10 protein-coding genes are annotated in these 12,171 nt (G+C 73.2%); 5 read left to right on the plus strand and 5 right to left on the minus strand.

Annotated features, from left to right (window positions below; translation table 11 throughout):
- The first annotated feature begins 1 nt into the window (after position 1).
- Positions 2–1,264 (plus strand): beta-ketoacyl-ACP synthase II, encoded by a 1,263-nt coding sequence (fabF, locus tag EAO76_RS08675; protein ID WP_148834939.1) that lies wholly within the window; start codon positions 2–4, stop codon positions 1,262–1,264.
- Positions 1,265–1,460: 196 nt separating this feature from the next.
- On the opposite strand, the gene EAO76_RS08680 is transcribed toward fabF, so the two are convergent.
- Complete coding sequence (locus EAO76_RS08680) at positions 1,461–1,955, minus strand: DUF3145 domain-containing protein (protein ID WP_148834941.1); 495 nt, start codon at positions 1,953–1,955, stop codon at positions 1,461–1,463.
- 349 nt (positions 1,956–2,304) lie between these two features.
- On the opposite strand from EAO76_RS08680, the gene EAO76_RS08685 reads away from it, so the two are divergent.
- Positions 2,305–3,216 (plus strand): SGNH/GDSL hydrolase family protein, encoded by a 912-nt coding sequence (locus EAO76_RS08685; protein ID WP_148834943.1) that lies wholly within the window; start codon positions 2,305–2,307, stop codon positions 3,214–3,216.
- 11 nt (positions 3,217–3,227) lie between these two features.
- On the plus strand, positions 3,228–4,226 hold the full coding sequence (locus EAO76_RS08690) for an aldose epimerase family protein (protein ID WP_148834945.1): 999 nt from the start codon (positions 3,228–3,230) through the stop codon (positions 4,224–4,226).
- A 68-nt stretch (positions 4,227–4,294) separates the two neighbouring features.
- Here EAO76_RS08690 and EAO76_RS08695 read toward each other — a convergent pair whose 3' ends face one another.
- A complete protein-coding gene (locus EAO76_RS08695; RefSeq protein WP_262375313.1) occupies positions 4,295–6,766 on the minus strand; it encodes a glycoside hydrolase family 3 C-terminal domain-containing protein in 2,472 nt (823 codons plus the stop codon).
- Between the two features lie 160 nt (positions 6,767–6,926).
- On the opposite strand from EAO76_RS08695, the gene EAO76_RS08700 reads away from it, so the two are divergent.
- Together EAO76_RS08700 and EAO76_RS08705 are read left to right on the plus strand one after the other, a co-directional pair.
- Positions 6,927–7,526: a TetR/AcrR family transcriptional regulator gene (locus EAO76_RS08700; protein ID WP_148834947.1), complete on the plus strand. Its 600-nt coding sequence runs from the start codon at positions 6,927–6,929 to the stop codon at positions 7,524–7,526.
- A gap of 118 nt (positions 7,527–7,644) precedes the next feature.
- Positions 7,645–9,600: an FAD-dependent oxidoreductase gene (locus tag EAO76_RS08705; protein ID WP_148834949.1), complete on the plus strand. Its 1,956-nt coding sequence runs from the start codon at positions 7,645–7,647 to the stop codon at positions 9,598–9,600.
- Between the two features lie 27 nt (positions 9,601–9,627).
- Here the strand turns inward: EAO76_RS08705 and EAO76_RS08710 are convergent, their stop codons facing one another.
- From EAO76_RS08710 to EAO76_RS08720, 3 genes are all read right to left on the minus strand, one after another.
- Complete coding sequence (locus tag EAO76_RS08710; RefSeq protein WP_148834951.1) at positions 9,628–10,473, minus strand: EI24 domain-containing protein; 846 nt, start codon at positions 10,471–10,473, stop codon at positions 9,628–9,630.
- Between the two features lie 135 nt (positions 10,474–10,608).
- The gene (locus EAO76_RS08715; protein ID WP_148834953.1) at positions 10,609–11,037 is read right to left on the minus strand and encodes an organic hydroperoxide resistance protein; all 429 of its coding nucleotides are present in this window, start codon (positions 11,035–11,037) and stop codon (positions 10,609–10,611) included.
- A gap of 89 nt (positions 11,038–11,126) precedes the next feature.
- A complete protein-coding gene (locus EAO76_RS08720) occupies positions 11,127–12,146 on the minus strand; it encodes an NADP-dependent oxidoreductase (RefSeq protein WP_148834955.1) in 1,020 nt (339 codons plus the stop codon).
- Between the last annotated feature and the right edge of the window lie 25 nt (positions 12,147–12,171).

A 12,171-nucleotide genomic window follows, 5' to 3' on the forward strand; every position in this document is an offset into this window, starting at 1 on the left:
AGTGAACTCGACCAATCGCACCGTGGTCGTCACCGGTATCGGCGCAACCACTCCGCTGGGTGGCGACTCGGCGTCGACCTGGGAAGGTCTGATGGCCGGTCGTTCCGGCGTCAAGCCTCTCGAGGGCGAACGTTTCGCCGAACTCCCCGTCCGGATCGCCGCCCTCGCGGCCGTCGACCCGGGCGAGGTACTGCCCCGCCCGCTCGCCCGCAAGCTGGACCGCTCGGCGCAGTTCGCGCTGATCGCGGCCCGCGAGGCGTGGGCGGACGCCGGCTTCACCGGCAAGGCCGGTGAGGACGAGAAGATCCGGCCCGAGCGGCTGGGCTCGGTCATCGCCTCCGGCATCGGCGGAGTGATCACCCTGCTCGACCAGTACGACGTGCTGAAGGAGAAGGGCGTACGCCGCGTCTCCCCGCACACCGTTCCCATGCTCATGCCCAACGGCCCGGCGGCCAACGTCGGCCTGGAGGTCAACGCCCAGGCCGGTGTGCACACGCCGGTCTCCGCCTGCGCCTCGGGCGCCGAGGCGATCGGGTACGCCGTCGAGATGATCCGCACCGGCCGTGCGGACGTGGTCCTCGCCGGTGGCACGGAGGCGGCGATCCACCCGCTGCCGATCGCCGCGTTCGCCAACATGATGGCGATGTCCAAGAACAACGAGGAGCCCGAGAAGGCCTCCCGTCCGTACGACACCGGCCGTGACGGCTTCGTCCTCGGCGAGGGCGCGGGCGTCGTCGTCCTGGAGTCCGCGGAGCACGCCGCGAAGCGTGGCGCCAAGGTGTACTGCGAGGTGCTGGGCCAGGGTCTGTCCGCGGACGCGCACCACATCGCGCAGCCCGAGCCGACCGGCCGCGGCATCGCCGCCGCGATGCAGAACCTGCTGGAGCAGACGGACCTCAAGCCGTCCGAGGTCGTGCACCTCAACGCGCACGCCACCTCGACGCCGCAGGGCGACGTCGCCGAGCTGAAGGCCCTGCGCAAGGTGCTGGGCGACGACCTCGACCACGTCGCGATCTCCGCGACGAAGTCGATGACCGGGCACCTCCTCGGTGGCGCCGGCGGCATCGAGACCGTCGCGACGGTCCTGGCGCTGCACCACCGGATGGCCCCGCCGACGATCAACGTGGACAACCTCGACGAGGCCGTGGAGGCGGACATCGTGCGCGACGAGCCGCGACCGCTGCCCGAGGGTTCGATCGCCGCGATCAACAACTCGTTCGGCTTCGGCGGACACAACGTGGTCCTGGCGTTCCGCAGCGTCTGACCCGCGGCCCCGGCCCGGTCACGAAGAGGCCCGCCTCCCCCTCGTGGGGAGGCGGGCCTCTTCGGTCGTGTCCGCTTCCGTACCACCGGCCGCGCCCCGATCGCGCCTTCGGTTGCACCGGAGTGTTCGGGGGCGCCCGGCGGGGATTCTCCGGCTCCGCACGCCCCCGGGGCCCGTTCCGGGCCGTTTCCGGCCCTCACACCACCTGGTGCAGCCACCGCACGGGCGCGCCCTCGCCCGCGTGCCGGAAGGACTCCAGCTCGTCGTCCCACGGCTTGCCGAGCAGCTTGGCGATCTCGGCCGCCAGCTCCGTCTCGCCCTTCGCGGACCGCGCGAGCGCCGCACGCAGCCGGTCCTCGGGCACCAGGATGTCGCCGTGCACCCCGGTGACGGCGTGGAAGATGCCCAGGCCGGGGGTGGAGCTGTAGCGCTCGCCCTCCGCGGCGGAGCTCGGCTCGGCCGTCACCTCGAACCGCAGCAGGTCCCAGCCGCGCAGCGCGGAGGCCAGCTCGGACGCCGTGCCGAGGCGGCCCTGCCAGGAGAATTCGGACCGCCAGGTGCCGGGGGCCGCGGGTTGTCTGATCCAGTCCAGCTGGACCCGTACCCCGAGGACACCCGCCACCGCCCACTCGACGTGGGGGCAGAGCGCGCGCGGTGCGGAGTGAACGTACAGAACTCCACGTGTCGTCACCGGGACCTCCAGTGTGGGACGAAGTTCGCCTTCCCCAGCGGCCTCGCGCCCGTGCCGCCTCTTCCCGGCCGGCTCCCGAGGTCGTCATCAGTAAACAGCATCGGGGTGAAACTCCTGAAAAGGGAAAGTATGTGACGTGGTGTGATTTCCGGAATGCCACCCGAGTGGAGCCGGGCCGGGGAAGCGCCGCTGGTTCGACGAGGAAAAGCTACCGCGCGGGGGCGCCCGGGGTGTGACGTACGGTCGGTCCCGGGCACATCATTCGCGCAGCTTTCACCCGCCGGGGCGGCGGGGCCTTCCGACCGGTGCCGCACGGGGTCGCCGGGGGCATGAGCGAAAGGACCCGAGGATGCAGGATCGTTCCGTCCGCCGTCGGTCGCGTACCGCTGCGGCCGTTCTGGCGGTGGCCTCACTGCTGGGCACGGCCGCCCTGTCCGGCTGTGACTCCGGACACGACGGGACGACGAAGGGGGCGGCCGGCCGGAAGCCGTCGGCCAGACCCGCTCCGACATGGGACCGCAGCCCCGGTTCGGTGGCCGCCGTGGGCGACTCCATCACCCGGGGCTTCGACGCCTGTTCGGTGCTGACGGACTGCCCGGAGGTGTCGTGGGCGACCGGCACGGACGAAGCGGTGCGCAGCCTGGCCGTGCGGCTGCTGGGGGCGCCGGGGGCCGCGGCCCGGAGCTGGAACCACGCGGAGACGGGGGCCCGGATCGCGCAGCTGCCGGAGCAGATGGCGCTGGCCGCGGAGGAGAAACCCGATCTGGTGACGGTGATGATCGGTGCCAATGACGCCTGCCGGGACTCGGCCCGGCACATGACGCCGGTGGAGGACTTCCGCACGTCCTTCGAGATGTCGATGCGCCGGCTGCGGGCCGGGGCCCCGAAGGCCCAGGTGTACGTGTCGAGCGTGCCGGACCTGAAGCGGCTCTGGTCGACGGGGCGCGGGAACCCGCTGGGCAAGCAGATCTGGAAGCTGGGGATCTGCCGGTCGATGCTGGGCGACGCGGACGACCTGGGCGCGGCGGCGGTGGCCCGGCGGGACTCGGTGCGCGAGCGGGTCGTGGCGTACAACGAGGTGCTCCGGGAGGTCTGCGCGAAGGACCTGCGCTGCCGCCACGACGGCGGGGCGGTCTTCGACTACCCGTTCACCGGCGCGCAGCTCAGCCGGTGGGACTGGTTCCATCCGGGGCGGGACGGGCAGGCGCGGCTGGCGGAGATCGCGTACCGCAACGTCACGGCGGCCCGGCCGCCCGCGTAGGGTCGTCGACCATGATCACTGGTTCGGGCACGGTTGTGCGCACGGAAGAGTTCGGCACCCTCGCGGACGGCACCCCGGTGCACCGCTGGACGCTGGAGCGGGACGGCACCCGGGTGCGGGTGCTGACGTACGGCGGCATCGTGCAGTCGGTGGAGGTGCCGGACCGGGACGGGGCGCGGGCGGACGTCGCGCTCGGGCTGCCGGACCTCGCCGGGTACGAGACCTTCACCGGGCCGTACTTCGGCGCGCTGGTCGGGCGGTACGCGAACCGGATCGGCGGGGCCCGGTTCGAACTGGACGGCCGTGTCCACCGGCTGGCGCCCAACGAGGGCCGCAACCAGGTGCACGGCGGGGCCGGGGGCTTCGACAAGCGCGTGTGGCGGGCCCGGGAGGTGGCCGACGGCGTCGAGCTGCTGCTGGTCGCCGAGGACGGCGAGGAGGGCTTCCCGGGGCGGCTGACGATGTCGGCGGCGTACACCCTGGACGAGGGCGGGGCGCTGCGGATCACGTACCGGGCCACGACCGACGCCCCGACGGTGCTGAACCCGACCAATCACACGTACTGGAACCTGGCGGGCGCCGGCAGCGGCAGCGCGCTGGGGCAGGAGCTGCGGATCGCGGCGGGGCGGATCACCCCGGTGGACGCCGAGTCGCTGCCCACGGGCGAGTTCCTGCCGGTGGAGGGCACCCGGTTCGACTTCCGGGCGCCGCGTCCGCTCGGCCCGGCCTACGACCACAACTTCGTGCTGGACGCGGGCGGTCCGGGTCCGGTGGCCGAGCTGTACGACGCGGGCTCGGGGCGCGTGCTGACCGTGGCGACGACGGAGCCGGGCCTCCAGCTGTACACGGCGGACCACTTCGACGGGCGGCCGTTCGGCCCGTGCGCCGGGGTCGCGCTGGAGACCCAGCACTTCCCGGACTCCCCGAACCGGCCGGAGTTCCCGAGCACGGTGCTGCGGCCGGGCGAGGAGTTCGTCTCGACGACCGTGTACGGGTTCTCGGTGCGCTGACCGGGGCGGTACGGCGGAACCCCCGGACGGCGACCGGCGCCGTCCGGGGGTTTCCTCGTGCGGGGCCGCTACTCCTCGATCTCGACGACCGCGGTGCGGCGCACGTCGCCGAGCGAGTGGGCCGCCTGCACCTCGTACGCGCCGGGAACCAGGACCCAGTCGTACGCCTCCTCGTCCCAGATCTCGTACGCGCGCCGCTCCAGCGCGATCACCGCGTCGGCGCTCTCGCCGGGGGCCGCCTCGACCCGGGCGAAGCCGGCCAGCCTGCGGGCGGGGCGGCCGGCGTCGGCGTGCCGGGGCGCCAGGTAGACCTGGACGGTCTCGGCGCCCGGCCGGGTACCGGTGTTGCGGACGCGGACGGTGACGGAGTCCCGGCCGGCCACCAGGCTCTCGTACTCCCAGGTGGTGTAGCCGAGTCCGTGGCCGAAGGGGTAGGCGGGCGCGGTGCCGGCCTTCTCCCAGGCCGGGTAGCCGACGAAGACGCCCTCGTCGTAGTGGAGCCGGCCGTCGGTGGGGGTGGTGGAGGAGACCGGGACGTCGGCGAGCGCGACCGGCCAGGTGGTGGGCAGCCGGCCGCCGGGTTCCTCGGCGCCCAGCAGGACGTCGGCCAGCGCGTGGCCGGCCTCCTGGCCGGGGAACCAGCCGAGCAGCACGGCGGCCACCTCCTCGCGCCACGGGAGTTCCACCGGGGAGCCGGAGTTGACGACCACGACGGTGCGGGGGTTGACGGCGGCGACTGCGGCAACGAGTTCGTCCTGGTGGCCGGGGAGCCTCAGGTCGGTGCGGTCGAAGCCCTCGGACTCGACGCGTTCGGTGGTGCCGACGACGACGATCGCGGCGTCCGCGCCGCGGGCCGCCTCGACGGCCTCGGCGATCAGCTCGTCGGGGTCGCGGCGCGGGCCGAGGTGGCAGAGGGAGAACGAGACGCCGAGGATCGGCCCGTCCTCGGCCAGGGTCTCGGGGACCTGACGCAGCGAGACGTGGACGGGTTCGCCGGCGACGAGGGTGATCCGGCCGCGCTCCAGGGGGTTGCCGAAGAACGCCTCGCCGGGGTCGGCGGAGCCGGTGACCCGGTGGACGCCGTCGTACAGGGTCTCGTCCGCGACGGTGAGGGTGAGCGCCCCGGTGCCCCGGGTGCCGAAGACGTGCTCGCCGCTGTCGCGCGGGACGAAGGTGCCGGTGATCTCGACGGTGTGCAGCCGTTCGCGGGTGACGCCTGCGGGGAGGTCGTCGCCGAGCCACTGGAGGGTGCCGTCGTGCAGCGGGGCGGAGCCGATGACGGTGCCGTCGGCGTCGCGGCAGACGGCCCGGAGCTCGAAGCCCTTCTGGGCGGGGACGAGTTCGTCGTTCGGGTCGGCGCCGACCCGGTAGTCGAGCACCCCGTCGGGGAGGGCCGCGGCGAGGCCGTCCAGCGGGGTGACGACGTGGTGCGGGAAGACCTGGGCGGAGCCGCCGCCGAGGACCCGGGCGTCCCGGGCGAGCGCCCCGCTGAGCGCGATCCGGCGGACGGCGGTGGCGGCCAGGGGCAGGGCGGCGCGTTCGTTGCGGACCAGGACGAAGGAGCGGCGGGCGATCTCGCGGGCCAGGGCGTCGCCGTCGAGGGCGCCGGGGTGCGCGGCCGGGTCGACGACGGGCGGGGCGCCGTCCAGGAGGCCGACGCGGGCGGCCAGCCTCAGCACGTTGCGCACGGCGCCGTCGACGACGGCCTCCTCGACCCGACCGGCCCGTACCGCGTCGGCGAGCGCCTTCCCGTACACCGTCCTGGGGCCGGGCATCGCGACGTCGAGGCCGCCGCGGGCGGCGCCGACGGTGGAGCGGGCGGCCAGCCAGTCGGAGACGACGAATCCGTCGTAGCCCCACTCGCCGCGCAGCACCGTGTTCTGCAGGTAGTGGTGCTCGGTCATGGTGGAGCCGTTGACCCGGTTGTAGGCGGACATGATGCCCCAGGGGTGGGCGTTCCTGACGATCCGTTCGAAGGGGGCCAGGTAGACCTCGCGCAGCGCGCGGGGGGCGACGACGTTGTCGACGGTGAAGCGGTCGGTCTCGGCGTCGTTGGCGACGAAGTGCTTGACGGTCGTGCCGACGCCGCCGTCCTGCACCCCGCGCACGTAGCCGGTGCCTATCTCGCCAGTGAGGTACGGGTCCTCGCTGTACGTCTCGAAGTGGCGTCCGCCGAGCGGGGAGCGGTGGAGGTTGACGGTCGGGGCGAGCAGCACGTGCACCCCCTTGCGGCGGGCCTCCTGGGCGAGCAGCCGGCCGGCCCGGCGGGCCAGTGCCGGGTCCCAGGTCGCGGCGAGCGCGGTGGGCGAGGGGAGCGCGACGGACGGGTCGTCGGCGCTCCAGGAGACGCCGCGGACGCCGATCGGCCCGTCGGACATCACCAGGGAGCGCAGCCCGACGGCGGGGATCGCGGGCAGGGACCACATGTCCTGACCGGCCAGGAGCCGGGCCTTGTCGTCGAGCCCCAGCGCGGCGAGCGCCGCTTCGACCGCGGCCTCGCGGACCGCATCGGGGTTGCTGGGTGTGGACGTGTCCGCCACGGCCGTACCTCCTCGTCGGGTTTCCTGCGCTGAACGCCTCCATACTCACCCCCTCGATCGGTAGATCGGTAGGTTTCGTCACCATTCCGTTATTTTCGGGGATGGCGTACGGTGCGGTCCGGGGAACGGGACCGATGGCGTGCCGGAAGGGGCCGGGGAGATGGCGCGGGCCAGAAGCGCGGAGCGGCGGGCGGAGATCGTCCGGGCGGCTCTCGAAGTGATCGCCGAACGCGGCTACCGCGGCGCCTCCCTGAGCGCCGTCGCCGAGCGGGTCGGCCTCAGCCAGCAGGGCCTGCTGCACTACTTCCCGACCAAGGAGGCGCTGCTCGTCGCGGTACTGGAGGAGCGCGACCAGTGGGACACCGGCGGCGGCACGCGGAGCGACGGCACCTGGCGGATCGAGCTGCTGGCCTCCCTCGTCGAGTACAACGCGATGCGCCCCGGCATCGTCCAGACGTTCTCGGCGCTGCTGGGCGAGAGCGTGACGGGGGGTCATCCCGCGCGGGATTTCTTCACCCGCCGCTACACCCAGGTCCGGGCGAGCATGGCGGCGATACTGCGCGCCGAGTACGGCGAGCGGCTGCCGGGCGGGCTGACGCCGGAGCGCGCGGCGCCGCTGCTCGTGGCGGTGCTGGACGGGCTCCAGTACCAGTGGCTGCTGGACCCCGACTCGGTGGACATGCCCGCGGCGTTCGAGGACTTCCTGGCCCTGCTGCGGCCGGGCGGGCCGGACGGCGCGCCGCAGCCCCCTCCCCCGTGAAGTGCCCCCGGCAGGGCGTCAGTACGGCGAACGCGACAGAGCACCTGCGGGTGATTTCCGGTCGGTCTACGCGCGTCCGGGCCCGGGGCACTCCCCGGGGCGACCCAGGGTTGACCGCATGATCTCCGAGCCCGCCGGATCCTCGTCCGGCCTGCCCTCCCGCCGCACCCTGCTGACCGGCGCCGCCGCCGGTGCCGCCGCCCTGGCCGCGGGCGCGGCCGGTACCGCGGACGCCGCCGCGCCGGGCGCCGCCGACGCCCTGCCCGGCTCCGGCACCGCGCTCGCGCCCGCGGCCGCCGCGTCGGACTGGAACACCTGCCTGGACGTCGCCCGCGCCGTCCTCGTACGCGACGGGCAGGACCAGCCGCTGGTCCCCCGCTACCGCGACATCCTGCTGTCCAAGGGCCTGCCGCGCAGCGGCAGGCCCCCCAAGAAGGTGCTGATCGTCGGCGCGGGCCCGGCCGGGCTCACCGCCGCCCGCCTGCTGCACGAGGCCGGGCACTCCGTCACCGTCATCGAGGCCAACGGCAACCGCGTCGGCGGCCGGATCAAGACCTTCCGCAAGGGCGGCCACGAGAACGCGAAGGCGCCCTTCGCCGACCCGAAGCAGTACGCCGAGGCCGGCGCCATGCGGATCCCCGACAGCCACCCGCTGGTCACCGCGCTCGTCGACGGCCTCGACCTGAAACGCCGCCGCTTCCACCTGGCGGACGTCGACGCCGAGGGACGGCCCGTCAACCACGCCTGGATCCACGTCAACGGCATCCGGATGCGCAAGGCCGACTACGCGAGGAAGCCGCAGGCGATCAACCGCTCGTTCGGCGTCCCCGCCGAGTTCGAGGACAAGCCCGCCGCGACGATCGTGCGCGAGGCGTTCGCCCCGGTCCGCGAGGAGTTCGCGGGCAAGGAGGGCCGGGAGCTGGTCGAGGGCTGGGCACGGGTGATCCAGCGGTACGGGCACTGGTCGATGTTCCGGTTCCTCACCGAGGTCGCCGAGCTCGACGAGCGCACCGTCGACCTCGTCGGCACGGTGGAGAACCTCACCTCCCGGCTCCACCTCGCCTTCGTGCACAGCTTCATCGGGGCCTCCCTGATCAGTCCGGACACCGCGTTCTTCGAGCTGCCGGGCGGCACGGGCGTCCTCGCCGACGCGATGTACGAGCAGGTCGAGGACCTGGTGCGGCTGGACCGCCGGGCCACCCGGATCAGCCACGGCGAGGACGGCGTCCGGATCGAGACGGTCTCCGAGGGCCGCGACGGCAAACCGCTGGTGCGCCAGACGTTCACCGGTGACCGGGCGATCATCACCGTGCCGTTCTCCGGGCTGCGCCACATCCCGGTCGCGCCCCTGCTCTCGTACGGAAAGCGGCGCGCGCTCACCGAGATCCACTACGACGCGGCGACCAAGGTGCTGCTCGAATTCAGCCGCCGCTGGTGGGAGTTCGAGGAGAAGGACTGGAAGACCGAGCTGGAGCGGATCGAGCCCGGCCTGTACGACGCCTACCGGCTGGGCAAGGCACCGGCCGACGGTTCGCTGCTGGGCGCCCACCCCTCGGTGCCGCCCGGCCACATCCCGCCCGACCAGCGCGTGCACTACGCGGCGCACCGGGCCACCGTCCGCAGCCAGCCCGAGGCGGCGCACGTCACCGGCGGCGGCTCGGTCACCGACAACCCCAACCGCTTCATGTACCAGCCCTCCCACCCGGTCGAGGGCAGCGCGGGCGGGGTCCTCCTCGCCTCGTACAGCTGGTCCGACGACGCGCTGAAGTGGGACTCGCTGGACGACGACGAGCGCTATCCGCTCTCCCTGTCCGGGGTGCAGGACGTGTACGGGCAGCGCGTCGAGGTGTTCTACACCGGCGTCGGCGCCACCCAGTCGTGGATGCGCGACCCGTACGCGTACGGCGAGGCATCGGTGCTGCTGCCCGGCCAGCACACCGAACTGTTCGCCGATGTGCGGTCGGTCGAGGGGCCGTTGCACTTCGCGGGCTGCCACACCTCGATCAAACCGGCCTGGATCGAGGGGGCCCTGGAGTCGGCAGTCAGGTCGGCGCTGGAGGTGCACACCGCCTAGAAGGCGCCGGGGCGGAGGCGGGGCGGTTCAGTCCCGGTCGGGGGCGTACGGGTTCGGCGCCCCGTTCCCGCCCCGCGTCCGGTCCCCGGCCCCGTCGGCCGTGTCGTCCCCGGCCTCGCCGTCGGGGGCCCCGTCGCCGGCCGGCACCAGGTCCCGTGCCAGCAGGGTGGCCCCGGCGACGGCGCCCGGCATCAGGAACACGGCGACGAACGGGATCAGGAAGACCAGCGCCAGCGGCACGCCGAAGCCGAGGACCAGTGCCCGCCGGCTGCGGAGCAGCACGAGCCGTTTCCTCAGCTCCATGCCGCGGCGCTGGAGCGCGACGGCGGTCAGCTCCTCGGCGAGGAAGTAGCCGGTGACGCAGAAGCCGATCGCGGGGATGACGGTCTGGCCGACGACCGGGATGAATCCGAGGGCGAAGAGCAGCGCCGAGTAGAGCCCCACCCGCACCAGGACCCGGACGCTGTCCCGGGCGGAGATCCACAGCTCCCGCCAGAGCGGCAGCCCGGACTCGGGGACCTCGCCGCCCTCGGTGCGGTCCACCTGCTCGGACAGCGACTCGTAGAAGGGCTGGCCGACCAGCAGGGTCACGGCGGTGAACGTGATCACGGCGAGGAACAGGCCGAGGCCGAAGACCAGCATGGTCAGGGTGGTGCGGAGCAGCCCCTGCCAGGGCGAGGACCAGTCGTCGGCGAACGGGGTCGCCCAGCCCACCAGGTCGTCGGCGCCGTACCCGAGGCCGATGAACGCCGCCGCGTACAGCACGAGCGTGACGAGTCCGGGCAGCAGCCCGAAGCCGAACCAGCGCCCGTGCCGTCCGACCCAGCGCTGTCCCTTTATCAAGTAGCCGAAGCCCACCCCAAGATCACGCATGGCGTCAGCGTACTGGGGCCGGCGGGGGCCTTCGAACAGGAAGCCGGGGCCGGGCGGTCCGGGCTCCCGGAACACGGCCGGGGGCCGCACCCCCTGCGGGATGCGGCCCCCGGCGCGAACGGGTGGGCGAGCAGGTCAGGCGACCGACAGCTCGACCTTGATGTTGCCGCGCGTGGCGTTCGAGTACGGGCACACCTGGTGGGCCTTCTCGACGAGTGCCCGCGCGGTGTCGGCGTCGACGTTCGGGATGGTCGCGGTGATCGCGACCTCCAGGCCGAAGCCGCCCTCGGCGGTCTTGCCGATGCCGACCGCGGCGGTCACCGTGGAGCCGGAGATGTCCGCCTTCTCCTGGCGGGCCACGACGCCCAGCGCTCCCTGGAAGCAGGCGCTGTAGCCCGCCGCGAAGAGCTGCTCCGGGTTGGTGCCCGCGCCGCTGCCGCCCATGGCCTCGGGCGGGTTGACGACGACGTCGAGGTTGCCGTCGTCGGACGAGACGCGGCCGTCACGGCCGTTCTCGGCGGTGGCGACGGCGGTGTAGAGGACGTTGATGTCCTGAATGGTCATGCTGAGGATTCCTCCTGCTGTGCGCCGCGACTCGCGCCCACGATCGCGACGGCCTGCCGATGAGAGTAACGGGTGTGCCGGAGCGGCTGTCAGGCGAGGGAGACGATCATCTTTCCGGTGTTCTCGCCGCGGAGCAGACCGAGGAAGGCGTCGAAGCCGTTCTCGATGCCCTCGACGGTGGTCTCGCGGTACTTCAGTTCGCCCGAGGCCAGCCAGCCGGCGACCTCCTGGACGAACTGCGGCTGGAGGTCGGAGTGGTCGCCGACGAGCATGCCCTGGATGCGCAGCCGCTTGCCGATGACGAGGGCGAGGTTGCGCGGGCCGGGCGTCGGCTCGGTGGCGTTGTACTGGGCGATCATGCCGCAGACGGTGACGCGGCCGTGCGGGTTGAGGGCGGAGATCGCCGCTTCGAGGTGCTCGCCGCCGACGTTGTCGAAGTAGACGTCGATGCCGTCGGGGGCGGCCTCGCGCAGCTGATCGGCCACGGGGCCGTTCTTGTAGTTGAAGGCGGCGTCGAAGCCGTACTCCTCCACGAGGAGCTCGACCTTCTCGTCGGAGCCGGCCGAGCCGATGACCCGGGAGGCGCCCCTGAGCTTCGCCATCTGGCCGACCTGGCTGCCGACCGCGCCGGCCGCGCCGGAGACGAACACGGCGTCGCCCTCCTTGAAGGAGGCGACGTCGAAGAGGCCCGCGTAGGCGGTGAGCCCGGTCATGCCGAGCACGCCGAGGTAGGCGGAGAGCGGGGCGATGGACGGGTCGACCTTCACGGCGTGCTCGGCCGGGACGTCGGCGTACTCGCGCCAGCCGAGGCCGTGCAGGACGTGGTCGCCGACCTCGATGCCCTCCGCGTTCGAGGCGATGACCTCGCCGACCGCGCCGCCGTCCATGGGCCGGTCGAGCTTGAAGGGCGGGATGTACGACTTCACGTCGTTCATCCGGCCGCGCATGTACGGGTCGACCGAGAAGTACCGGTTGCGGACCAGGACGCGGCCCTCGCCGGGGGCGGCGACCGGGGCCTCACGCAGCGCGAAGTCCTCGGCCTTCGGCCAGCCGTGGGGGCGGGCGACGAGGTGCCATTCGCGGCCGGATGCGGGAAGTGCTGCGGACATGGCTCGGTTCTCCTCAATGACTCAC

The organism is Streptomyces sp. sk2.1, assembly GCF_008120935.1.
Taxonomy (GTDB): domain Bacteria; phylum Actinomycetota; class Actinomycetes; order Streptomycetales; family Streptomycetaceae; genus Streptomyces.